Annotated in this window: 19 protein-coding genes and 1 pseudogene; 11 read left to right on the top strand and 9 right to left on the bottom strand. The window is 74.3% G+C overall.

Going from position 1 to position 22,594, the window contains the following annotated elements; all coding sequences use genetic code 11:
• Positions 1-55: 55 nt before the first annotated feature.
• From ACWDCZ_RS31710 to ACWDCZ_RS31690, 5 genes are all read right to left on the bottom strand, one after another.
• Positions 56-2,203 (bottom strand): 3-hydroxyacyl-CoA dehydrogenase NAD-binding domain-containing protein, encoded by a 2,148-nt coding sequence (locus ACWDCZ_RS31710; protein WP_449817630.1) that lies wholly within the window; start codon positions 2,201-2,203, stop codon positions 56-58.
• 2 nt (positions 2,204-2,205) lie between these two features.
• Positions 2,206-3,450 carry a thiolase family protein gene (locus tag ACWDCZ_RS31705; RefSeq protein ID WP_049651277.1) on the bottom strand — a complete coding sequence of 415 codons (1,245 nt, stop codon included), beginning with the start codon at positions 3,448-3,450 and terminating at the stop codon, positions 2,206-2,208.
• Positions 3,451-3,749: 299 nt separating this feature from the next.
• Positions 3,750-4,997, bottom strand: a complete 1,248-nt coding sequence (locus tag ACWDCZ_RS31700) for a ribonuclease D (RefSeq protein ID WP_117489922.1) — start codon at positions 4,995-4,997, stop codon at positions 3,750-3,752.
• A gap of 245 nt (positions 4,998-5,242) precedes the next feature.
• Positions 5,243-5,959, bottom strand: a complete 717-nt coding sequence (locus ACWDCZ_RS31695; RefSeq protein ID WP_049651279.1) for a response regulator transcription factor — start codon at positions 5,957-5,959, stop codon at positions 5,243-5,245.
• Positions 5,960-6,279: 320 nt separating this feature from the next.
• Positions 6,280-6,942, bottom strand: a complete 663-nt coding sequence (locus ACWDCZ_RS31690) for a DUF3000 domain-containing protein (RefSeq protein WP_074005620.1) — start codon at positions 6,940-6,942, stop codon at positions 6,280-6,282.
• A 235-nt stretch (positions 6,943-7,177) separates the two neighbouring features.
• On the opposite strand from ACWDCZ_RS31690, the gene hemE reads away from it, so the two are divergent.
• Complete coding sequence (hemE, locus tag ACWDCZ_RS31685; RefSeq protein ID WP_234348351.1) at positions 7,178-8,191, top strand: uroporphyrinogen decarboxylase; 1,014 nt, start codon at positions 7,178-7,180, stop codon at positions 8,189-8,191.
• Positions 8,192-8,227: 36 nt separating this feature from the next.
• On the opposite strand, the gene ACWDCZ_RS31680 is transcribed toward hemE, so the two are convergent.
• Complete coding sequence (locus ACWDCZ_RS31680) at positions 8,228-8,668, bottom strand: DUF523 domain-containing protein (protein ID WP_049651282.1); 441 nt, start codon at positions 8,666-8,668, stop codon at positions 8,228-8,230.
• Between the two features lie 45 nt (positions 8,669-8,713).
• Here ACWDCZ_RS31680 and ACWDCZ_RS31675 point away from each other — a divergent pair, with 45 nt between their 5' ends.
• The 3 genes from ACWDCZ_RS31675 to hemQ are packed head-to-tail and all read left to right on the top strand — an operon-like array spanning position 8,714 to position 11,473.
• Positions 8,714-9,286: a Uma2 family endonuclease gene (locus ACWDCZ_RS31675; protein WP_449817631.1), complete on the top strand. Its 573-nt coding sequence runs from the start codon at positions 8,714-8,716 to the stop codon at positions 9,284-9,286.
• Positions 9,287-9,320: 34 nt separating this feature from the next.
• Positions 9,321-10,751 (top strand): protoporphyrinogen oxidase, encoded by a 1,431-nt coding sequence (hemG, locus tag ACWDCZ_RS31670; RefSeq protein WP_449817629.1) that lies wholly within the window; start codon positions 9,321-9,323, stop codon positions 10,749-10,751.
• On the top strand, positions 10,748-11,473 hold the full coding sequence (gene hemQ, locus ACWDCZ_RS31665; protein ID WP_049651284.1) for a hydrogen peroxide-dependent heme synthase: 726 nt from the start codon (positions 10,748-10,750) through the stop codon (positions 11,471-11,473). Before hemG ends, hemQ begins: the two co-directional genes overlap by 4 nt.
• A gap of 408 nt (positions 11,474-11,881) precedes the next feature.
• Here the strand turns inward: hemQ and ACWDCZ_RS31660 are convergent, their stop codons facing one another.
• The 3 genes and pseudogenes from ACWDCZ_RS31660 to ACWDCZ_RS31650 all read right to left on the bottom strand — a co-directional run bounded on the left by ACWDCZ_RS31660 (position 11,882) and on the right by ACWDCZ_RS31650 (position 15,253).
• Positions 11,882-12,664: a TIGR04222 domain-containing membrane protein gene (locus tag ACWDCZ_RS31660; protein WP_449817628.1), complete on the bottom strand. Its 783-nt coding sequence runs from the start codon at positions 12,662-12,664 to the stop codon at positions 11,882-11,884.
• Between the two features lie 89 nt (positions 12,665-12,753).
• A complete protein-coding gene (locus ACWDCZ_RS31655; RefSeq protein ID WP_449817627.1) occupies positions 12,754-13,833 on the bottom strand; it encodes a TIGR04222 domain-containing membrane protein in 1,080 nt (359 codons plus the stop codon).
• 131 nt (positions 13,834-13,964) lie between these two features.
• A pseudogene (locus tag ACWDCZ_RS31650) lies at positions 13,965-15,253 on the bottom strand (DUF692 domain-containing protein).
• Between the two features lie 327 nt (positions 15,254-15,580).
• On the opposite strand from ACWDCZ_RS31650, the gene ACWDCZ_RS31645 reads away from it, so the two are divergent.
• The 7 genes from ACWDCZ_RS31645 (at position 15,581) to ACWDCZ_RS31615 (ending at position 22,445) form a co-directional block, all read left to right on the top strand.
• Complete coding sequence (locus ACWDCZ_RS31645) at positions 15,581-16,540, top strand: GNAT family N-acetyltransferase (protein WP_449817626.1); 960 nt, start codon at positions 15,581-15,583, stop codon at positions 16,538-16,540.
• A 220-nt stretch (positions 16,541-16,760) separates the two neighbouring features.
• On the top strand, positions 16,761-17,771 hold the full coding sequence (locus ACWDCZ_RS31640; RefSeq protein ID WP_049651288.1) for an MBL fold metallo-hydrolase: 1,011 nt from the start codon (positions 16,761-16,763) through the stop codon (positions 17,769-17,771).
• A 107-nt stretch (positions 17,772-17,878) separates the two neighbouring features.
• Positions 17,879-19,804, top strand: coding sequence for an ATP-binding protein (locus ACWDCZ_RS31635; RefSeq protein WP_449817625.1), 1,926 nt, complete (start codon positions 17,879-17,881; stop codon positions 19,802-19,804).
• Complete coding sequence (locus ACWDCZ_RS31630; RefSeq protein WP_049649591.1) at positions 19,801-20,232, top strand: roadblock/LC7 domain-containing protein; 432 nt, start codon at positions 19,801-19,803, stop codon at positions 20,230-20,232. The genes ACWDCZ_RS31635 and ACWDCZ_RS31630 overlap by 4 nt, the downstream gene beginning before the upstream one ends.
• A complete protein-coding gene (locus ACWDCZ_RS31625; protein WP_049649592.1) occupies positions 20,229-20,582 on the top strand; it encodes a DUF742 domain-containing protein in 354 nt (117 codons plus the stop codon). Before ACWDCZ_RS31630 ends, ACWDCZ_RS31625 begins: the two co-directional genes overlap by 4 nt.
• Before the next feature lie 70 nt (positions 20,583-20,652).
• Positions 20,653-21,255 (top strand): GTP-binding protein, encoded by a 603-nt coding sequence (locus ACWDCZ_RS31620; RefSeq protein ID WP_079272039.1) that lies wholly within the window; start codon positions 20,653-20,655, stop codon positions 21,253-21,255.
• Positions 21,252-22,445, top strand: a complete 1,194-nt coding sequence (locus ACWDCZ_RS31615) for a cytochrome P450 (protein WP_049649594.1) — start codon at positions 21,252-21,254, stop codon at positions 22,443-22,445. The genes ACWDCZ_RS31620 and ACWDCZ_RS31615 overlap by 4 nt, the downstream gene beginning before the upstream one ends.
• Positions 22,446-22,594: the final 149 nt, after the last annotated feature.

Raw genomic sequence — 22,594 nt, 5'->3', positions numbered from 1 at the left:
GCGGCGCCCCGGTGACCGCATGGTCACCGGGGCTCCTCCGTGTTCGGGTGCTGCGTTACGCGGGCACCGAGGCCACGCCGGGGGCGAGGAAGGCCTTGCCGTTCACCCGCTCCGAGACGCCCTCACGGTCCAGGTACGGGGTGATCCCGCCCAGGTGGAAGGGCCAGCCGGCACCGGTGATCATGCAGAGGTCGATGTCCTGCGCCTCGGCGACGACACCCTCCTCCAGCATCAGGCCGATCTCCTGCGCCACGGCCTCCAGGGCACGGGCGCGGACCTGCTCCCCGGTGAGCACCGAGTCGCCGAAGGTCAGCAGCTCCAGCACCTCGGGGTCGAGGACCTGCTGGCCGTCCGTCCAGGTGTAGAAGCCGCGCTTGCCGGCCTTGACCACCTTGGCGAGGTTCTCGGAGACGGTGAACCGCTCCGGGAAGGCGCCGTGCAGGGTCTCCGAGACGTGCAGGGCGATGGCCGGGCCGACCAGCTCCAGCAGCACGATCGGGGACATCGGCAGGCCGAGCGGCTCGACGGCCTTCTCGATGTCGGCGATCGGGGTGCCCTCGTCGATGATGCCCTGGATCTCGCCCATGAAGCGGGTCAGGATCCGGTTCACCACGAACGCGGGGCGGTCCTTGCAGAGCACCGAGGTCTTCTTCAGCTTCTTGGACACCGCGAAGGCGGTGGCCAGCGAGGCGTCGTCCGTCGAGTCGCCGCGGACGATCTCCAGCAGCGGCAGGATCGCGACCGGGTTGAAGAAGTGGAAGCCGACGACCCGCTCGGGGTGCTTCAGCTTCGAGGCCATCTCGGTGACCGACAGCGAGGAGGTGTTGGTCGCCAGCACGCAGGTCGGCGAGACCACGTTCTCCAGGTCCGCGAAGACGGCCTGCTTGACGCCCATCTCCTCGAACACGGCCTCGATGACGAAGTCCGCGTCGCCGAAGGCGGCGGCCTTGTCCAGCGAGCCGGAGACCAGGCCCTTGAGACGGTTGGCCTTGTCCTGGCCGATCCGGCCCTTGCCGAGCAGCTTGTCGATCTCGGCGTGGACGTAGCCGACGCCCTTGTCCACGCGCGCCTGGTCGATGTCGGTGAGGACCACCGGCACCTCCAGACGGCGGGCGAACAGCAGCGCCAGCTGCGAGGCCATCAGACCGGCGCCGACGACGCCGACCTTGGTGACCGGGCGGGCCAGCGACTTGTCCGGCGCGCCGACCGGGCGCTTGGCCCGGCGCTGCACCAGGTTGAAGGCGTAGATGCCGCTGCGCAGCTCGCCGCTCATGATGAGGTCGGCCAGGGCCGCGTCCTCGGCGTCGAAGCCGGCCTGGAGGCTGGCCTTGTCCGCGAGGTCGAAGTCCTTGGCGGCGGCGATGATGTCCAGCGCCTTGTAGGCGGCCGGAGCGGCGCCGTGCACCTTGGCGTCGGCGACCATGCGGCCCCAGAGGACGGCGTCGTCCCAGGCCTTGCCGCGGTCGATCGCCTCGCGCTCGACGACGACGTCGCCCTTGACGACCTTGGCGGCCCAGAGCAGCGACTGCTCCAGGAAGTCGGCCGGCTCGAAGATCGCGTCGGCGATCCCCAGCTCGAACACGTCCTTGCCCTTGAGCTGCTTGTTCTGGTTCATCGAGTTCTCGACGATGACCTTGACGGCCTTACCGGCACCCACCAGGTTCGGCAGGATGGTGCAGCCGCCCCAGCCGGGGACGAGGCCGAGGAAGACCTCGGGCAGCGAGAAGGCCGGGACGCCCGCCGACACCGTGCGGTAGTCGCAGTGCAGGCCGACCTCGACGCCGCCGCCCATCGCCGCGCCGTTGTAGAAGGCGAAGGTGGGGACGGGCAGCGTGGCGATCCGCTGGAAGACGTCGTGGCCGCCCTTGCCGATGGCCAGCGCGTCCGCGTGCTCCTTGAGCAGCTCGACGCCCTTGAGGTCGGCGCCGACCGCGAAGATGAACGGCTTGCCGGTGATCGCGGCACCGACGATCGTGCCCTCGGCGGCCTCGGCCGCGACCTGGTCCAGCGCCTCGTTCAGCTTGAGCAGCGAGCCCGGGCCGAAGGTGGTCGGCTTGGTGTGGTCGAAGCCGTTGTCCAGGGTGATCAGGGCCAGCCGGCCGGCCTGCAGCGGCAGGTCGAGGTGGCGGACGTGCGCGGTCGTGACGACCTCGCCCGGGAAGAGCTCGGCGCCGCGGGTCAGCAGCTCGGTGGTGTTCGTCATGGTCACTTACCACCCTCGAGCTCGGTGTTCTGGGTCGCTCCGCTCCAGTGGGGGTTCTCCCAGATGATGGTGCCGCCCATGCCGAAGCCGATGCACATCGTGGTGAGGCCGTAGCGGACGTCCGGGCGCTGCTCGAAGCGGCGGGCCAGCTGGTTCATCAGGCGCACGCCGGAGGAGGCCAGCGGGTGGCCGAAGGCGATCGCGCCGCCGTACGGGTTGACCCGCTCGTCGTCGTCCGCGATGCCGTAGTGGTCCAGGAAGGACAGGACCTGGACGGCGAAGGCCTCGTTGATCTCGAAGGCCTGGATGTCGTCGATGGTCAGACCGGCCTTGGCCAGCGCCTTCTCGGTGGCCGGCACCGGGCCGATGCCCATGACCTCGGGCTCGACGCCCGCGAAGGCGAAGGAGACCAGGCGCATCTTGACCGGGAGGCCGAGCTCCTCGGCGACGTCCTCGGCGGCCAGCAGCGAGGCGGTGGCGCCGTCGTTCAGACCGGCCGAGTTGCCCGCGGTGATGTTGCCGTGCGGGCGGAACGGGGTCTTCAGGCCGGCCAGCGACTCCATCGTGGTGCCCGGGCGCAGCGGCTCGTCCACGGTGGCCAGGCCCCAGCCGGTCTCGCCGACCTCGGGGTTGGTGTTGCGGATCGAGATCGGCACCAGGTCGGGCTGGATGTCGCCGTTGGCGTACGCCTTGGCGGCCTTCTCCTGGGAGCGCACGGCGTAGGCGTCGCAGCGCTCCTTGGTCAGGTGCGGGAACCGGTCGTGCAGGTTCTCCGCGGTCATGCCCATGAACAGGGCGGACTCGTCGACCAGCTTCTCGGAGACGAAGCGCGGGTTCGGGTCGACGCCCTCGCCCATCGGGTGGCGGCCCATGTGCTCGACACCGCCGGCCACGACCACGTCGTACGCGCCGAAGGCGATGCCGCCGGCGGTGGTGGTCACGGCGGTCAGCGCGCCGGCGCACATGCGGTCGATCGCGTAGCCGGGGACGGACTTCGGCAGGCCGGACAGCAGGGCGGCGGTGCGCCCGATGGTCAGGCCCTGGTCGCCGATCTGCGTGGTGGCCGCGACGGCGACCTCGTCGATGCGCTCGACGGGCAGGTTCGGGTTACGGCGCACGAGCTCCCGGATGCACTTGACGACGAGGTCGTCGGCGCGCGTCTCGTGGTAGATGCCCTTCGGGCCTGCCTTGCCGAACGGGGTGCGGACGCCATCGACGAAGACGACGTCCCTCGCGGTACGAGGCACGGGGGCTCTCCTCCCAGGGACCAACATGACGATTGGGCGGGCTGCCGCCGTCGAAGACCCGAGCGGCGCCGCATCACCGCCATGCTACCCGCCGGTAACCAACCTGCCCAGGCCCCTCGGAGGGATCCGACCATGTGTCCCCCGACACGTTCCCCGGCCCGTCCGACCAGGAGCGTCGTTCCCGGGTGCGACGAACGGGTACGACGGGCGGGCACGACGGACGGGTACGACGAAGGGGATGTCACCCGTACGGATGACATCCCCTTCCACGTGTTGCCGTGATCGGTCCTGGAGCGTGATCAGTCCTGGGCTGCGGCCGCGGCCGCGGCGAACGCGGCGGCCACCGCCGGCGCCACCAGGTCCACCTGCCACTGCCGGGCGCCGAACCCGCGCAGCGCGGCGGCCACGGCCTCGGGGCCCGGCTCGGTCGGCGGGTGCCAGCAGACCCGGCGGACGGTGTCCGGGGTCATCAGGTTCTCGGCCGGCACGTGGTACCGCTCGGCCAGCTCGCTGATCGCGGCGCGCGCACCGGACAGCCGGGCGGCGGCCACCGGGTCCTTCTCGGCCCAGGCCCGCGGCGGCGGCGGTCCGTCGTGCGGCGCGGTGGCCGGCGGCAGCATGTTCTCCGGGATCTCCCGGGCGCGCTGCACGGCCGCCAGCCACTGCTCCAGCTGGCGCCGGTGCACCCGCGGGCCGAAGCCCTGGACGGCCTGCAGGGCGGCGATGTTCAGCGGCATGGCCAGCGCGGCGTTGACGATCGCCGCGTCGGCGAGCACCCGGCCGGGGGAGACGTCGCGGTCCTGCGCCATCCGGTCGCGGACCAGCCACAGCTCGCGCACCACGGCCAGCTGACGGCGGCGGCGGATCTTGTGCAGCTGCGATGTGCGGCGCCACGGGTCGTTGCGCGGGCCCGGGCGGGGCGCGGCGGCGATCGAGGCGAACTCCTCCATCGCCCAGCCGAGCTTGCCCTGGGCGTCCAGCTCCTGTTCGAGTGCGTCGCGCAGCTCGACCAGCACCTCGACGTCCAGAGCGGCGTAGCGCAGCCACGGCTCGGGCAGCGGGCGGGTGGACCAGTCGACCGCGGAGTGCTCCTTGGACAGGCTCAGTCCGAGCACGTTCTCGGTCATCGGCCCGAGGCCGACCCGGGCGAAGCCGGCGATCCGCCCGGCCAGCTCGGTGTCGAACAGGCGCTGGGGTCTCATGCCGACGTCGGACAGGCAGGGCAGGTCCTGGCTGGCCGCGTGGACGACCCACTCGGCGTCCTCGACGGCCTTGCCGAGCGCACTGAGGTCCGGGCAGGCGATCGGGTCGATCAGGGCGGAGCCGGAACCCGCGCGGCGCAGCTGGATGAGGTAGGCGCGCTGCCCGTAGCGGTAGCCGGAGGCCCGTTCGGCATCGACGGCCACCGGTCCGGTGCCCGCGGCGAAGGCGGCGACGACGGCGCCCAGCGCCTGTTCGTCCGCCACGACGGGCGGGATCCCCTCCCTCGGCTCAAGGAGCGGGACCGGGGCTGCTTCTTCTGGGATGGCTGCTACGGCGTCGGTCACCCCCCAAGGGTACGACGGTCCTCGCGGCCGGGAGTGTTGTCGGACTGGTCAGACTGTTGATCGCCCGGGGGCGGCCCGCCCCGCTCCGGGGCGCGGTTCGCCCGCCGCGGGCCCTCCGGGGGTGACGGGAGTTCGGCGGCGGGAGGTTGACGACGGGAGTTCGACGGCGGGCCCCGGAACAGCGCCGCGGCGGCCGAGGAGGAAACGTTCCTCCTCGGCCGCCGCAGCGGTCCGGAGCGTCCGGCTCAGTGGATGATGCCGGTGCGCAGCGCGACCGCGACCATGCCGGCGCGGTCGCCGGTGCCCAGCTTGCGGGCGATCCGGGCGAGGTGGCTCTTCACGGTGAGCGCCGACAGGCCCATCGCCACGCCGATCGCCTTGTTGGACTGGCCCTCGGCGACCAGCCGCAGCACCTCGACCTCGCGGCCGGAAAGCTCGCGGTAGGCGGCCTGCTGCGCGCCGGGCGCACCAGGGGCTCCGGGGGCGCCCGGTGCTCCGGCCGCGCCCGGCATGCCCGGCATCCCGGGGCGGCGCATCCGGCCGGCCAGCCCGGCGGCGCCGAGCGGCATCCCGGGGCGGCCCGGCATCGCGACGTTCGTCCGGGTGCCGGTCACCACGTATCCCTTGACGCCGCCGGCCAGCGCGCTGCGGACCGCGCCGATGTCGTCGGCGGCGGACAGCGCCAGGCCGTTGGGCCAGCCCGCGGCGCGGGTCTCGGCGAGGATGGTCAGCCCGGATCCGTCCGGGAGGTGGACGTCGGCGACGCAGATGTCGCGGGGGGTGGAGACCCGTGGGCGGGCCTCGGCGATGGAGGACACCTCGATCACGTCCCGGACACCGAGGGCCCACAGGTGGCGGGTGACGGTGTTTCGGACACGGGGATCGGCGATGACCACCATGGCGGTGGGCTTGGTCGGCCGGTAGGCGACCACGTTTGCGGGGTGCTCAAGAAGGACCGACACCAGGCCTCCTGCGGGGAGTGGCGGACGGAACCCCGATGGGGGCGGTCGGAGTGTTCCGCGTTGGGAAAGGGTCACAGACTGCTTCGGCAGCATCCGTGCCCGGCTTTAGCGAAAGATCACGATCTAGTGAGTAACAATACGGACAAATCGCGCAAATGATTGATGCGACATGCCTGGTATTCGCACAAAATCGATCAGATTCGGTGCCGATCGGTCGGTATCGACCGATGAATTGACGCAGAGCGGGTCCGAAGTCACACTCCGTCAGCCCTGGGGGTGGCGTCCGGCCCCCGGGTGCCGCCGGAGCCGCACACCACCCGTCAGTGCGACCGCGGGCGTCGCCGGGCCGGCATCGGGACCACTCCACCGAGTGAAGGAACCTCGGCGGGACCCTGCGGAGCCGGGGCGGCCGGCGGCAGGCCGGCGCTGACGCACAGCAGGTCCCCCCAGGCCGCCAGGTGCCGCTCGAAGCGGCCGTCGGCCGGGGTCCAGGAGGCCCGGATCTCGATCTCCGTCGAGGACGGGCGGTCCGCCAGACCCCCGAAGTACTGGGAGGAGGCCAGCGTCACCGTGCCGGACGGCTCCGCGAACCCGGCGGCGTGCGCCTGCAGGGAGTCCAGCAGCCAGGCCCAGCCCACCTCGGAGAGCATCGGGTCCCCGGCCATCTCCGGCTCCAGCTCGGCCCGGGTCATCGTGACCACCCGGAACTCGCCGTTCCAGGCCTCCTGCCCGGCCGGGTCGTACAGCAGCACCAGCCGGCCGTCCGCCAGCTCCTCGCCGTCCACCTCGACCGAGGCGGTCACCGCGAACGAGTACGGGGCGAGCCGGCGCGGCGCCGGCGCGGGGGAGAGCTGCACCTCGGGCCGCAACCGGGCCCCGTCCAGGGCCGCCACGGCCGCCCGGAACTCGCTCGGCGCCCCCTCGCGACCCGCTCCGCCACCTGCTCCGCCACCCTGTGCGGGGTGCCCTCCGACCGCTGCCATGTCCCGAAGACTAGGTCGAAGAACGGGGTTATCGCCGCAACTTCTCTCCCAGCGGCGTGCCGGAACGGCAAACCCGGACAGATCTTGGAGGAACCGACGAGACCGGCCGGGAAACCGGGCCCGGCACGCGTGCGAAGATTTGACGGTGAGCGAGACTACGGCAGACAGCACGGCGGCCACCCACGACGGCCCGACCACCCCCGGGCGCCGCGGCGCCGCGCACGACTCGGCGTTCCTGCGCGCCTGCCGGCACGAGCCCGTGCCGCACACCCCGGTGTGGTTCATGCGCCAGGCCGGCCGCTCGCTGCCCGAGTACCTGAAGGTCCGCGAGGGCATCCCCATGCTGGAGTCCTGCATGCGGCCCGAGCTGGTCAAGGAGATCACCCTCCAGCCGGTGCGCCGGCACAAGGTGGACGCCGCGATCTTCTTCAGCGACATCGTGGTGCCGCTCAAGGCCGTCGGCATCGACGTCGACATCAAGCCCGGCATCGGCCCGGTCATCGCCGACCCGATCCGCACCGCCGAGGACCTGAAGCGGCTGCGCCCGCTGGAGCCCGACGACGTCCCCTACATCACCGAGGCCGTCGGCCTGCTGGTGGACGAGCTCGGCGAGACCCCGCTGATCGGCTTCGCCGGCGCGCCGTACACGCTGGCCAGTTACCTGATCGAGGGCGGCCCGTCCAAGAACCACGAGAACACCAAGGCCATGATGTACGGGCAGCCCGAGCTGTGGGCCGCCCTGGTGGACCGGCTCGCGGACATCACCTCGGCCTTCCTCAAGGTGCAGATCGAGGCCGGCGCCTCCGCGGTCCAGCTGTTCGACTCCTGGGTCGGCGCCCTCGCGCCGGACGACTACCGCCGCTCGGTGATGCCGTCCAGCACCAAGGTCTTCGACGCCGTCGCCGGGTACGGCGTGCCGCGGATCCACTTCGGCGTCGGCACCGGCGAGCTGCTCGGCCTGATGGGCCAGGCCGGCGCCGACATCGTCGGCGTCGACTGGCGGGTCCCGCTGAACGTCGCCGCCGAGCGGGTCGGCCAGGGCAAGGGCCTCCAGGGCAACCTCGACCCGGCGGTGCTGTACGCGCCCACCAAGGTCGTCGAGACCAAGGCCCGCGAGGTGCTGCACGCCGCCCAGGCGCTCGGCACCAGCGGCCACATCTTCAACCTCGGCCACGGCGTGCTGCCGTCCATGGACCCGGACGCGCTCAGCCGCCTCGTCGCCTTCGTCCACGAGGCCAGCGCACGCTGACCTCAGGGCGGTGGGCCCCCGGACTCCGGGGGCCCACTACCCGGCCGTGACCTCGATCCCGGCCCGGCGCAGCAGCGCCGCCGTCACCCCGTCACCCGGGCGCAGCTCCCCGGAGAACGTCCCGTCGTACACCTGACCGCAGCCGCAGGACGGGCTGCGCGCCATCAGCACCGCCCGCCGGGCCCCCGCCTCCTCGGCGGCGGACAGCGCCGCCCGGGCACCGGCCAGGAACTCCGCGGTGCAGTCCGCGCCCGTCGCGTCCACCACCCGGGCCCGCCCGTCCAGCACGTCCGCGCCGTCCCCGCCCACGATCTCCGCCGGCGGCCGCGGCGTCGGCAGCCCGCCCGCCCCCTCCGGGCACACCACCACGGCCCGCCCCTCCTCGACCAGCCGCACGGCGCCGTCGGAGGTCTTCGCCCGCCCGTCGTACCGACAGGGAATCCCGGCCAGACACGCACTCACCACGATCGGTTCCATGGCAGGAGCGTAACGACGGGGAGATGAACTCGTTCGTGCAGGATGATGAGTGAACTTCCGGATTGGATGTACGCGCCCCGCATGGAGGGGTGGTTCGCCGACGATCTCGACCACCTGCCGCAGGCGCCACCGCACACCGAGCTGCTGCACGGCGCCTTGGTCTTTCGGCTCACGCCGCAGCGCTCCTGGCACAACCGGGTCACGTCGCGGCTGACTTCGGCGCTGGAGCGGATCGCCCCGGAGGGTGATCTGGCGGAGAGCTGGATGACGGTGACGCTGGACGAGCGGAACCGGTTGGAGCCGGATGTGCTGGTGTCCCGCGCGGCCTTCGATCCCTATCGCACCGGGTACGCCCCGGGCGAGGTTCTGCTCGTGGTCGAGGTGGTGTCGCGCGAGTCGCAACACCGCGATCGCGGGGTGAAGTTCCGCAAGTACGCCGAGGCCGGCATCCCGCACTACTGGATCGTCGAGGAGGAAGAGGGCAGCCGGGTGGCCGTGTACGTCTACGAGCTGGACGAGGTGACCTCCTCGTACGTGCCCGCCGGGATCTTCCGCGGGACGCTGGAACGTCCGGTGCCGTTCCCGATCACGATCGATCTCCGGCGTGCAGCGGATTGAGGGTCCGGTGTAAGGGTCTGCGAGACTGCGGAGCATGTCGGATGCACAGGTCGTCGTCGTCGGTGGTGGGATCGCGGGGCTGGCTGCGGCCGCCTTCCTGAGCGGGGCGGCCGGGGGGCCGGCGCGGGCGCGGGTGACGGTGCTGGAGGCGTCCGGGCGGGTCGGCGGGAAGCTGTGGGGCGGGGAGGTCGGCGGGGTCCGGGTGGACCTCGGGGCCGAGTCGGTGCTGGCCCGGCGGCCGGAGGCGGTGGAGCTGGCGCGGGCGGTCGGGCTCGGCGGGGAGCTGGAGCCGCCGACCACCGCGAAGGCCGCGATCTGGACCCGCGGCGCGCTGCGGCCGCTGCCCGGCGGGCAGGTGATGGGCGTCCCCGGTGACCTGGAGGCGCTGGCCGCCTCCGGGGTGCTGACCGACGAGGGCCTGGAGCGGGCCCGGCACGAGCGGAGCACCGAGGTCGGCGACGACGTCGCGATCGGCCGCTACGTCGCCGACCGGCTGGGCCAGGAGGTGGTGGACCGGCTGGTCGAGCCGCTGCTCGGCGGCGTCTACGCGGGCCGCGCCGAGGAGATCTCGCTGCGCGCCGCCGTGCCGCAGCTGCTGTCGATCGTGCGTGACGGCGGCTCGCTGGTCGCGGGGGTGCACGAGCTGGCCTCGCGGCCGAAGGTGGTCGGCACCCCGGTGTTCCAGGGCCTGCGCGGCGGTCTCGGCACGCTGCCCGGCGCGGTCGCCGCGGCCTGTGTGCAGGCGGGGGTGGACCTGCGCACCGACGCCCCGGTGGACGAGCTGCGCCGCACCTGCGACGGCTGGCGGGTGGTGACCGGCGGCGAGGTGCTGCACGCGGACGCCGTGGTGCTGGCCGTCCCGGCCCCCGCCGCGGCCCGGCTGCTGCGCGAGGACGCCCCGGCGGCCGCCACCGAGCTGGACGCCGTCGAGTACGCGGGCATGGCTCTGGTCACCCTGGCCTTCCGCCGCGCCGACCTGGCCGAGCCGCCGAGCGGCAGCGGCTTCCTGGTGCCGCCGGTGGACGGGCGGCAGATCAAGGCGTCGACCTTCTCCTCGAACAAGTGGGGCTGGCTGGAGCGCTCCGCGCCGGACGCGTTCCTGCTGCGCACCTCGCTGGGCCGGTACCGCGAGGAGGAGGCGCTGGGGCTGCCGGACGAGGAGCTGGTGGCGCGGTCGCTGGCCGATCTCAGGGAGGCGATCGGGCTGACCGCCCGGCCGTACGACACCTTCGTCTCGCGGTTCTCGGCCGGTCTGCCGCAGTACCCGGTGGGGCACCTGGACCGGGTGGCCCGGGTGCGGGCGGCGGCGGGGCGGGTGGGCAAGCTGGCGCTGTGCGGCGCCGCGTACGACGGGGTGGGCATTCCGGCGTGCATCGGTTCGGCGGCCGCCGCCGCGGCCGCCGTCGACAGACTGCTGACCCCGGCGACCGGGGAAGGTTCCACGGAGAGGACAATGGGCGCATGACTGAGAGCGTTGAGCGGGAGCCGGAGCAGCGGCCCGAGAAGAAGAAGGCGCGCGACCTGAACCAGGTCATCCGCTACACCATGTGGTCGGTGTTCAAGCTCAAGGGCGGCCTGCCCGAGGACCGCACCGCCCTGGCCGCCGAGGTGGACGAGCTGTTCGCGCAGCTGGACGCCAAGGACGTGACCGTGCGCGGTACGTACGACGTCTCCGGTCTGCGTGCGGACGCCGACATCCTGGTCTGGTGGCACGCCGCCGACTCGGACGACCTCCAGGAGGCGTACAACCGCTTCCGCCGCACCGGCCTCGGCCGGCTGCTGGAGCCGGTCTGGTCGAACATGGCGCTGCACCGCCCGGCCGAGTTCAACAAGTCGCACATCCCGGCCTTCCTGGCCGACGAGCGCCCGCGCGACTACGTCTGCGTGTACCCGTTCGTCCGCTCCTACGAGTGGTACCTGCTGCCGGACGCCGAGCGGCGCGCGATGCTCGCCGAGCACGGCCAGATGGCGCGCGGCTACCCGGACGTGCGGGCCAACACGGTGGCCTCGTTCGCGCTCGGCGACTACGAGTGGCTGCTCGCCTTCGAGGCGGACGAGCTGCACCGGATCGTCGACCTGATGCGTGACCTGCGCCCCTCCCGGGCCCGGCTGCACGTCCGCGAGGAGGTGCCGTTCTTCACCGGCCGCCGCAAGCCGGTGAGCGAGCTGCTGAACGGCCTGGTCTGATGAACGGCCTGGTCTGAGCGACCCGGCCGGAGCGGCCCACGGCTCCCGGAGGCCGGTTCCCCCGTGTCACACGGGGGAACCGGCCTCCGTGCCGTCGCGGTCCGGTCGCGGACCGGCGAACTCGCGCAGCACGGAGGTGTAGTGGTCGCCGAGGCCGACCCGGGTGACGTCGCGGAGCCGGTACTTGGTCGGCTCCGGGTACCAGCGGGCCTCGGTGTCGACCTCGTGCAGCCGCAGTGAGCGGGGGCGCAGCCCGGTGACGGTGCCGACCCGGCAGACGTCCGGATCCAGGTGTTCGGTGTGCAGGGTGATCAGGCCGTACTCGGCGCAGGCGGCGGTGAGCAGCCCGGGCAGGTCGTCCAGCGGCAGGTCGGCGCCGGGCGGGCGGACCGGCCACAGGCCGCCGCCCTAGCCGCGGTGCGGGCGCAGGGCGGCGCGGAGCCGGGCGTCGGGCAGGGCGGCGGGGCCGTTCATGGCGACGGCGGTGAGCAGTTCGCGCTCCTCGTCGTCGGCCAGGCCGCGCTGGCGGGCCGGGCGGACCTCGCGCAGTACCTCCTGCCCGATCGGGGAGGCCCAGCGGGTGTACGGGTAGACGTCGACGCGGGCCATCAGCAGGGTGCCGGAGGTGAGCACCAGCGGCAGCGAGAACCAGGCGAGCGGGGCGAGGGCGTCACCGCCGGTGAAGCCGTCGAGGGCCAGCGAGGCGGCCAGCAGGAGCAGGGACAGCAGCAGCGCGTGCCGGACCTGCCGGATCACCACCACGGTGTTGCGCTGCACCAGGGCCGGGGTGGCCAGGCCGGCCAGGGCGAGCCGGGCGCCGATCTCCAGCACGTTGGGGTGCTCGGCGACCGCCTGGCGCAGCTCGTCGGTGCGGCACTGGCCCTCGGGGCCGACGGTGGCGATGACCGCCCGCTCCAGGCGGCTGCGGCCCCTGGGGTCGACCACGGTGGTCCAGCCGGTGTGCGCCAGGTGGAGCCGTCCGCGGCCGGCCATCAGGACGAGGGCGAGTTCGACCACCCGGCCCGGGCCGCCGGCCAGGTAGGCGGTCTCGTACAGGCCGATGCCCACGGCTTCGGGGGGCCGCAGGCCGTTCTGGTCGGCGAGGGCGTCGGCGGTGGCGGTCATCCGGACCAGTCGGACGCAGGACAGGACAGCCGCGACACAGGCCGGTATGAGGAACAGCAACCACATGGGCTTGTTGTATGCCTGTGCCGACTGCGCGCGGAACGCCTTCCCGGTTCGCGATACCGAACTGTGACTTCCGCCGGGTGCCGCCGGAGTCAGGAGCCGCAGCCGCCACCGCCGCAGCTCGACCCGCAGCTGGAGGACGACGAGGAGCCGCAACTCGACGAGCTGGAGCCGCAGCTGGAGGAAGAGGAGCCGCAGCTCGCCGAGGAGGACCCGCAGCCGGACGAGCCGCAGCCGGACCCGGAGGAGCCGGAGGAACCGGAGTCGGAGGAGCCGCACCAGGCGGCGGAGCCGCCGTCGGAGCCGGAGGAGCAGGAGGAGGACGACGACGAGGACGAGGACGAGGTCGCGGAGCCGTTCGCGGCGGTGGCCTGCCGGAAGAACTCCTCGTCGTCGGTCGACGCGGCCAGCATCGCGGCCTCCAGCTCCGGCTCCCCCAGCCCGGCGGCGGCCAGGCCGCCGAGCGCGAGCGCGCCCAGCAGCGCGCCGCCGGCCAGCCGCGGCGACACCCCGGCATTGGGCTTCCACGGCCCCTGCATCAGGGACAGCTGGCGCTGCCCGGCCGGGGTGATCCGGCTCTTGACGAGCGGGGTGACGAGCAGCGAGACGACGCCCACGATCAGCAGGATGACCGGGATCCAGAGCTTCGGGCGCTCGTGGCCGGCGGCGCCGTCGTCGAGCAGCGGGGCGGCCACCATGGAGGCCGCCACCAGGAGCAGCGCGAGCCAGAGCAGCCGGCGGGCGGTGCGGGCCCGCCGCAGCCGCTCGGGGCGGCGCATCAGGCCGCGGTCGGCGAGCCGGTCGCCGATCTCCTGGACGGCGGTGGAGCGCATCACGGTGCGGCGCAGCGGGCCGAGCTGACGGCTCCCGGTCGGTCCGACGGCGTCCTGGACGGCCTTGTCGACGGCGTCGTACGGCTTGGCGCCGGTGAGCGTGACCAGGCCGGAGCGGCTGACCACGGCCTGCTCGCTCATGTGCATCCGGACCAGGGCGGTGTCGAACACCCGCGCCGGCCCGCCGGACAGGAACGCGGTGTCGAGCAGCGGCAGGCCGCGGCCGGGCAGGCCCTTGGCGTACCGGACCTGGCCGATGCGCTGCCGGGTCCGGACCGCGTGGACCGCGGCGGCCGCCAGCAGGACGGCCGGGACGATGAAGTAGCTGTTGTGCCACATGGGCGGTTCCCCCCGAGGTGGTGATGGTTCGTCAGGGCCCGGTGGCCCCGCGGTCGCCGACGGCCGGCCGGGTGTCCGACAGTCGACGGCTACCGGCTACCGGCTACCGGCTACCAGCTACCGGCTGCCGGCTACCGGCGCAGGGCCCGGCGCAGGCGGGTGAGCGGGCCCGGCGGTCGTACGGGGGCCGGGTGGAGCCACTGCTCCAGGGCCCGGCGGTGGTCGGCGGCGAGCGGGCCGCCGTCGGTGAGCACCCACTGCGCGAAGGCCCGGGCGTCGGCCCGGTAGCCGCCGGTCTGCGGGTGGGAGCGGGCGTAGTCGAGGAAGAGCGGCCCGTACCCCGCCCCGAGCGTACGGGGCAGGTCGGGGGCCACCTTGGCGGTGGTGTCCCGCCGCTTGGCGGCCAGGCCGGTGGACTGGGCGCGGACCTGGCGTTCGTCGAAGCCGGGCGGGACGGGGCCGCCGGCCACCAGGGCGGCCAGCAGCTCCTCCTGGCGCCGGGCCAGGCGCCGCCGGGCGGCGGCGAGGTCCTGGTCGGCGGTGTCCCGTGCGGTCCCGGTCAGGTCGGTCATCGTCGGGTGCTCCCCTCCAGCACCCGGCGGATGGCGTCCAGTTCACCGGCCAGCTCGCTGGGCGGCGGGAAGTTGGCGTCCCGCTCCAGCAGGACCCCGGGCGGCGCGGTCCGCGCGCACAGCTCGGCCAGCACCTCCAGCACCGGTTCGGTGACGGGGTGGGCGTGGGTGTCGTGCCAGACGCCGTCGACCAGGGTGCCGCCCGCGACGTGGACGTAGGCGAGCGCCTCCAGCGGCAGGCGGTCGAGCTCGGCGGCCGGGTCGATGCCGAGGTTGACCCGGTTGGTGTGCAGGTTGGCGACGTCGATCAGCAGCCGGACGCCGGTGCGCTCGACCAGCTCGGCGAGGAACTGGCCCTCGGTGAACTCGTCGTCCGGCCAGGCGAGCTGGGCGGCGATGTTCTCCAGGGCGAGCGGCACCGGCAGCTGGTCCTGGGCGATCCGGACGTTCTCGGCGATCACCCGCAGCGAGTCCCGGGTGCGCGGGACGGGCAGCAGGTGGCCGGCCTCCAGGCCGCCGGCCCGGACGAACGCCAGGTGCTCGGTGACCAGCGGGGAGCCGAGCGCCAGCGCGGCCTCGGCGAGCCGGGCGAGCCGGGCGGGGTCGGGCAGGTCGGCGCCGCCGAGGCCGAGGCCGACGCCGTGCGGGACGACGGTGACGCCGCGTCCGCGCAGGACGGTCAGGGAGTCGGGCAGGTGGTCGGCGCAGATGTTCTCGGCGACCACCTCGACCCAGTCCAGGCCGGGCTGGCGCTCGACCACGGTGTCGATCTCGCCGCGCCAGCCGAGGCCGACGCCCAGGCGGGGCGCGGCGTCCCGGGAGGCGGTGTCCCGGGGCGCGGTCGCCAGCGGTGCGGCGTCCTGGGGCGCGGTGTCCCGGGATGCGGTGGCCAGGGCAGGGGAAGTCATCGGTTCGCCCCCTTCGGAGGGCCGGGTGGGAGGGCCGTCGACCGGTGCGGCGTCGTCGCCGGACCCGTGCGGCCGTGTTGCTGAGGATGTCCCCGGGTGGGGTGGCTGCCAAGCCTCACCCGGTCTTCTCAGAGCATTATTTGAGCATGTCGTTCCGGTCGTGAGGGACTTGGGTCCCGAGCCCGGGCCGTCTCCCGCAGGTGGGGGTGCCCTCCGGCGGATAAATCGGAGGCGCCGGGCGGGTGGGCGCGACTAGCGTGGGAATCCATGACTTCTTCGAATTCCTCCCCCCTGACGATCCGGGACTTCCGCCCCGGGGACGCCGAGGCCGTGGCCGCGGCCCACCGGGCCGGGCGCGAGCACCTGGTGCTCTCCGCCGAGACCCTGCTCTGGCTGAACGGCCGGCCGAGCCCCGAGGAGCACTTCCGCACCTTCGTCGCCGAGCTGGACGGCCGGGTGGTCGGCGCGGTGCGCTGCGGGGTGGTGCTCGGGACGTCGGTCGCGGGTGTCGGCTACGCCAACGGCAGTGTGCTGCCCGGGTTCCGGCGGCGCGGCGCGGCCACCGCGCTGCTGGCCGCGGCCGAACGGCACCTGGTCGGGCACGGGGTGACGGAACTGCACACCTGGATGGACGACGAGCCCGCCTCGGTGGCCTTCGCCACCGCCCGGGGGTACCGGCTCGGGCGCACCATGCAGTTCGCCGGACGGGACCTGGCGCTGCCGCTGCCGCCGGCGCCCGTACGGCCGCCCGGCGTCGAGCTGCGCCCGGCCGCGGACTGGGCGGCCGACCCGCACCCGGTGTTCCTGGTCGAGGCGGACGCCATCCTGGACGAGCCCGGCAGCGAGGTGCCGATGGACGCCCTGGAGTACGAGGACTGGCTGCGCGACGACTGGAACCGGCCGGACCGGGACCTGGCCCTGAGCGTCGTCGCCGTGGTGGACGGCCGGCCGGCCGCGTTCAGCATGGTGCAGACCGACGGGGTGGACCGCTACTGGTCCGCGTTCACCGCCTGCCACCGGGAGTTCCGCGGCCGCGGGCTGACCAAGTCGGCCAAGCTGGAGTCCCTGCGGCTCGCCGCCGCGGCGGGTCTCCGGCACGCGTACACCAGCAACGACACGACCAACGGGCCGATGCTGGCGATCAACGCCTGGCTGGGCTACGAGCGCTGCGCGGCGGAGCGCAAGGGGATCAAGCGGCTGGGGCGGCCGTCGGAGCAGGACGCCTGACGCCGCCGGGCCGCGTCCCCGGACGCGGCCCGCGCCCGTACCTGTAGCCGTGCCCGTTTCGCCCCCGGTTTCGCAGTGGCGGGGGCCGGGCCACTTCGGCCAGATGTGGTCCAGACCACGTGGGACGAATCGGGACAGCCCGGGCTGCTTCGGGCGCGAAGTGGCTTGAACTGTAATGGTTTTGCTCCACTCCTGTCACGACCTGGGCATAATCGCGCACATGACGATCAGCCGTGCGAACGTGAGCGCGATTGCCGAGGACCTGTACGTGTGGCTCCCGCCGAAGCGGGGGTGGGGCCTGGCCAACTGCGGCCTGCTGGCCTCGGAGACCACCGCGCTCTGGATCGACACGCCGTACGACCCCTCGATGGCCGGGGAGTTCCTCGCCGCGAGCCGGCGGCTGCTGCCGGACGGGGTCGGGGTCGACCGGGTGGTCGTCACCCACGCCAACGGGGACCACCTGTGGGGCGCCGGGGTGCTGCCGGACGCCGAGGTGATCGCCACCCGCGAGGCGCTGGAGCACATCCACTGGGAGCCCACCCCGCAGCAGCAGCACGCGCTGGTCACCAACAGCGACCCGGACTCGCCGCTCGGCGGCTACCTGAAGGAGCACTTCGGGCAGTTCGACTGGTCCGGTACCGAGCCGGTGCGCCCCGACACCGTCTTCACCGGCGAGCTGGAACTGACCGTCGGCCGCTACCCGGTGCGGATCACCAGCCTGCCCGCCGCCCACACCGGCGGCGACCTGCTGGTCCACCTCCCGCACCAGCGCGCGGTGTTCACCGGCGACGTGATCTTCTCCTCGACGCCCGAGCAGCCCGGCGACCACCCCTCGCACTGGGCCGGACCGCTGGAGAACGTCATCGGCGCCTGCGAGCAGGCCCTGGCCACCGGCGCGGAGATCTTCGTCCCCGGCCACGGCCCGGTGCTCGACCGCGACGGCGTCCGCGAGCACATCGGCTACCTCGCCTACGTCCGCGAGCGCGCCCACGCCCTGCACGCCGCCGGGATACCCGCGCTGGACGCCGCCCGGCGGGTGATAGCCGAGCAGCGCCACCCCGAACTCGGCCTGCCCGAGCGGCTGGTGATCACCGTCGCGGCCGAGTACCGGCACCTGGACGGCTCGGCGGCCCCCGGCGCCCTGGAGGCCCTGGGCCAGGTCGCCCTGGTGGCCCGGGAACTGGCCGAGGACGAGGCCCGCGCCCAGCGCCCGCGCACCGCCCGGCCCTGATCCCGCCAGGGCCCGGCACCGCCCGATCCTGATCCCGTCCGGGCCCGCCCCCCGGTCGTCCTGGCCGCACCACCCGGTCCACCCCGCAAGCACCCCCGAGGACTTCGATGACGCAGATCGCGCTGATCGTCCTGGCGCTGGTCGCCGCCGCGGCCGCGGCCGTGCTCGCCCGCGGCCGGGCCGTCGCCGTCACCCGGGCGACGGCCGCCGAGACCGCGCTCGGCCGGGGCGAGGAGCGCGCCCGGACCGCCGAGGGCCGGCTCGCCCGCGCGGAGCAGCAGCAGCGCGACGCGCAGGAGGCCGCCCGGCGCTCCGCCGAGGAGGCCCGGCGGGCGGAGGAGCGCACCCGGGCCGCCGAGGACAGCGTCCGCGAGGCGCAGGAGGCGGCCCGGCAGGCGCAGGACACCGTCCGGGACGCCATGCAGCAGGGCTCCGCCGCGACCGCCCGGGCCGAGCAGGCCGAGCGCGCGCTCGCCGAGGCCGAGGCGCGCGGCACCGCGCTGCTCGCCGAGATCGGCCACCTCGCCCAGGAGCGGGTCGCCGCCACCGCCGTACGGCTCACCCACGGCAACGCCCCGCTGGTCGGCCCGCTGGACCCGCAGGCCGTCGGCCCGGAGGCGGTCCGGGCGCTGCAGGGCGTCCTGGACGCCGCCCAGGCCGCCCTCGCCGACGAGCGCGAGCGGGTGGACGCCGCCGCCCGCGCCGCCATGCGCGGCGCCACCTCCCGGATCCAGACCCTGCTGTACCAGATCCAGAGCCTGGTCCAGCAGCTCCAGCACGAGAACGACGACCCCCGGCTGCTGGAGGTCGACTTCCGCAACGAGGTCGCGCTGCGCCGGATCCAGACCATCGCGGTGCTCTGCGAGGCCTGGCCGGGCCTGGCCCGCACCGACTCGCCGCTCGCCGAGGTGGTCGTCGGCGCGCTCTCCCGGGTGCCCGGCTACGCCCGGATCAAGGTCGCCAACCACCTGCGCGAGCAGCGCCTCGCCGTGGTCGCCCGGGCCGCCGAGCCGATCGCCGTCACCATCGCCGAGCTGCTCGCCAACGCCACCGCCTGCTCCCACCCGGAGACCGACGTCCCGGTCACCGTCCAGCAGGGCGGCCGCGGCGCGCTGGTGATCATCGACGACAGCGGCATCGGCATGGACGAGGACCAGCTGCGCCGCGCCCGCCGGCTGCTGGCCGGCCCGCCCGACATGCTGCTCACCGAGCTCGGCAACCCGCCCAAGACCGGCTTCGCGGTGATCGGCAAGCTGGCCCGCCAGTACGGCTTCTCCTGTCACATCGAGCCCTCGCCGTACGGCGGCATGCGGACCATCCTGCGCATCCCGGCCGCGCTGGTGACCGTCGTGGACGACGAGCAGCCGCTGTCGGTGCTCACCCCGCTGCCGCTGCGGGCCGGCTCCGGCCCGGCCCCGGCGCCCACCGTCGCGGCCGTCCCGCCGATGCGCGACGCGGACGAGCAGGACGGCCCGCGGCTCGCCGACCGCCACAACCAGCCGGGCCCGCACCCGGCCCCGGCCATCCGCGTGGTGCCCGACCCGGTCGCCGAAGGCCCGGTCGCGGACGGCCCGGCGGGGGAGGGCCAGGCGGGTGCGTCCGTCCCGGCCGAGCCCGGCCCGGACGCCCCCGCGACGGACACCCCCGCGACGGACGCGTCCGCGGCCGACGACGGCACCGGCCTGCCGACCCGGCGCCGCCGCCGTCCGCTGGCCGCCGAGCAGCCCGCCGCCGTACGGCCGGCCGCCGCGAAGCCCGCCCCCGCCCGCGCGGCCGCGCGCACCCCCGAGCAGGCCGCCGCCCACTGGCAGGCGCTGCAGCAGGGCACCGACTCCGGCCGGGCCGCCGTGGCCCGGGCCGAGCGCGAGGAGGCCGCCGGGGCCGCCCCCGGCCGGACCGCCCCCGGCCGGACCGCCCCCGGAAACAGCGACAGCACCACCGGTACGACCGCCACCACCCCCGGCGACACCACCGCCGACCGCGACCCCGGTGACCCGAGCACCGGTCCGACCTCAGAAGGAGCCGAGCAGTGAGCAGCACGCCCAGCCCGACCGCCACCGACGAGATCTCGTGGGTGCTGACCCCGCTGCTGGAGCTCCCGGGGGTGCTGCACGCCGTCATCGCCACCGGGGACGGCCTGGTCGAGGGCGCCTCGGACGGCCTGGAGCGCGCCTCGGCCGAGCGGGTCGCCGCGATGACCGCCACCGTGCACGCCGCCGCCCGGGCCTTCACCGCCGCGTTCACCGACGTCGAGCGGCCCCGGCTGGCCCAGACCGTGGTGGAGTCCGACCTCGGCTACGCCGTCGTGGTGCCCGCCGGGGAGAACACCTCGCTCGCCGTCTTCACCTCGCCGGACGCCCAACTCGGCAACGTCGCCTACCAGATGCAGCTGCAGGTCGCCGCCCTCGGTCGCGCGCTCGCGAGCCCGACCCGGCGGCAGGACGACGACGTCCGGTCATGACCGCCGTCCCCCGCAGGCGGATGGTGCCCGCCTACCTGGCCACCGGCGGCCGCAGCCGCCCCGGCACCAAGGGCTTCGAGCGGCTGACCGTGCTGTTCGCCGACCGCGCGGACCCGCCGGAGGCGCTCGACCCCGAACACCGCCGGCTCTGGGAACTGCTGCGCCCCGGCGCGCTGACCGTGGTGGAGGCCGCCGCGCACCTGAGCCTGCCGGTCAGCGCCACCGTCTTCCTCGCGGCCGACCTGGTCGAGGCGGGCTGCCTGCACGCCCGCGCGCCGATCCCGCGCGCCCAGCAGACCGACCGCTCCATCGTCGAGAGGCTCCTCGTTGGACTCCGTGCGCTCCGGTGACCCGGCCGCCCGGCCGGAACCGGAAGACCAGAGCCGGGTGGGCTACCTGCCCGACCAGGACCAGACGCTGATGAAACTGGTGGTGGCCGGCCCGTTCGGGGTCGGCAAGACCACCCTCATCCGGACCCTCTCCGAGATCGCCACCCTGCACACCGAGGAGGCGATGACCGAGACCGGCCGCCCGGTGGACGACCTGGCCGGCGTACCCGGGAAGTCCACCACCACCGTCGCCGTCGACTTCGGCCGGCTCACCCTGCCCGGCAACGTGGTGCTCTACATGTTCGGCACCCCCGGCCAGCGCCGCTTCTTCCCGCTCTGGCAGGACATCGCCCGCGGCGCGGTGGGTGCCCTGGTGCTCGCCGACACCCGCCGGCTGGCCGACTCCTTCGAGATCATGGACATGGTCGAGGAGCAGGGCCTGCCGTACGCCGTCGCCGTCAACCGCTTCCCGGACGCGCCGGACCACCCGGTCGAGGTGCTGCGCACCCACCTGGACCTGCACGCCGCCACCCCGCTGCTGCTCTGCGACGCGCGCGAGCGCGACAGCAGCCTGGACGCGTTGATCGCGCTGGCCGAGCACGTCCTGGAGGCCCTGCCCGCCGCCCCCGCCGGCCCGGACCCCGCCGGCCCGGACCCCGTCACCTCGGACCCCGCCACCCCGGAGCAGCCGTGACCGTCGAGTCCCGCCCGACCCCGATCCACGGCCCGGTCTTCGCCGCCGACCCCCAGCTGGTCTACGAGCGGCTGCGGCGGCACGGCGCGGTCGCCCCGGTGGAGATCGCGCCCGGCGTCGAGGCCCTGCTGGTCACCGACTACCAGGCCGCGCTGGACCTGCTGCGCGACACCGACACCTTCTCCAAGGACTCCCGGGCCTGGCAGCGGACCGTCCCGCCGGACTCCCCGCTGCTGCCGGTGCTCGGCTACCGCCCGACCGCGCTGTTCAGCGACGGCGAGACCCACGCGCGCTACCGGGCGGTGATCACCGACGCCCTCGCGCTGTTCGAGCCGCACCGGCTCCAGCGGCAGGTCGCCGAGACCGCGCACCGGCTGATCGACCGCTTCGCCGCCGTCGGGCACGCCGACCTGATCGCCGAGTACGCCCGCCGGCTGCCCGCCTTCGCGCTCACCACCTGGTTCGGCGTGCCGCAGGAGCAGCGCGAGGAGGTGGTGGACGCGATCACCGGGCTGATCGAGTCCACCGCCCGGGCCGGCGCCTCGTACGGGAAGCTCCTGGCGGTGGTCACCGCGATGGTCGCCGAGCGCCGCGAGCGCCCCCGGCACGACCTCACCTCGATGTACGTCACCCACCCGGTCGGGCTGGACGACGACGAGGTGATCCGGCAGATCACCCTGACCCTGATCGCCGGGCACGAGCCGACCACCAACCTGATCGGCAACGCCCTGCTGCGCCTGCTCACCGACGCCCGCTACGCCGGCTCCCTGTTCGGCGGGGCGATGACCGCGCACCAGGCGATCGACGAGGTGCTCTGGCACGAGCCGCCGATGGCCAACCTCTCGGCCCACTACCCGCGGTACGACATCACCTTCCACGGCCGCGAGATCAAGGCGGGCACGCTGGTGCTGGTCTCGTACGCGGCCGCCAACTCCCAGGCCGCGCCGCCCACCGACGGCGGCGGGCTGCGCAGCGGCGAGAGCGCCCACCTGGCCTGGGCGGCCGGCCCGCACGCCTGCCCGGCCCGGGACCCGGCCCTGCTGATCGCGATCACCGCCATCGAGCAGCTGGGCAGCCGCCTCAGCGACCTCGAACTGTCCACCCCCGCCGAGGACCTGCTCTGGCGCCCGGGCCCGTTCCACCGGGCCCTGACGCACCTCCCGGTCCGCTTCGCACCGGTCGAGGGGTAGGCCTGGACGGGCCTGGACGGGCCTGGACGGGCCTGGACGGGCCTGGACGGCGCGGAGGCCCGGACGGACGTTCCGCGAGATGGGCCTGGACTCGGCCATGACGCTCGAACTGCGCGACCGGTTGGCGGCCGCGACGGGGCTGAACCTGG

The organism is Kitasatospora sp. NPDC001225 (assembly GCF_053597855.1).
The sequence above is the reverse complement of the archived record's forward strand: the minus strand, read 5'-3'. Positions and strand labels throughout refer to the sequence as shown.

Bases quoted from the DNA above. Each gene is read 5' to 3' on its own strand.
- ACWDCZ_RS31710 (WP_449817630.1), bottom strand. From the start codon at position 2,203: ATGACGAACACCACCGAGCTGCTGACCCGCGGCGCCGAGCTCTTCCCG.
- ACWDCZ_RS31690 (WP_074005620.1), bottom strand. From the start codon at position 6,942: ATGGCAGCGGTCGGAGGGCACCCCGCACAGGGTGGCGGAGCAGGTGGC.
- ACWDCZ_RS31680 (WP_049651282.1), bottom strand. From the start codon at position 8,668: ATGGAACCGATCGTGGTGAGTGCGTGTCTGGCCGGGATTCCCTGTCGG.
- ACWDCZ_RS31675 (WP_449817631.1), top strand. From the start codon at position 8,714: ATGAGTGAACTTCCGGATTGGATGTACGCGCCCCGCATGGAGGGGTGG.
- hemG (WP_449817629.1), top strand. From the start codon at position 9,321: ATGTCGGATGCACAGGTCGTCGTCGTCGGTGGTGGGATCGCGGGGCTG.
- hemQ (WP_049651284.1), top strand. From the start codon at position 10,748: ATGACTGAGAGCGTTGAGCGGGAGCCGGAGCAGCGGCCCGAGAAGAAG.
- ACWDCZ_RS31660 (WP_449817628.1), bottom strand. From the start codon at position 12,664: ATGTGGTTGCTGTTCCTCATACCGGCCTGTGTCGCGGCTGTCCTGTCC.
- ACWDCZ_RS31655 (WP_449817627.1), bottom strand. From the start codon at position 13,833: ATGTGGCACAACAGCTACTTCATCGTCCCGGCCGTCCTGCTGGCGGCC.
- ACWDCZ_RS31645 (WP_449817626.1), top strand. From the start codon at position 15,581: ATGACTTCTTCGAATTCCTCCCCCCTGACGATCCGGGACTTCCGCCCC.
- ACWDCZ_RS31640 (WP_049651288.1), top strand. From the start codon at position 16,761: ATGACGATCAGCCGTGCGAACGTGAGCGCGATTGCCGAGGACCTGTAC.
- ACWDCZ_RS31635 (WP_449817625.1), top strand. From the start codon at position 17,879: ATGACGCAGATCGCGCTGATCGTCCTGGCGCTGGTCGCCGCCGCGGCC.
- ACWDCZ_RS31625 (WP_049649592.1), top strand. From the start codon at position 20,229: ATGACCGCCGTCCCCCGCAGGCGGATGGTGCCCGCCTACCTGGCCACC.
- ACWDCZ_RS31620 (WP_079272039.1), top strand. From the start codon at position 20,653: ATGAAACTGGTGGTGGCCGGCCCGTTCGGGGTCGGCAAGACCACCCTC.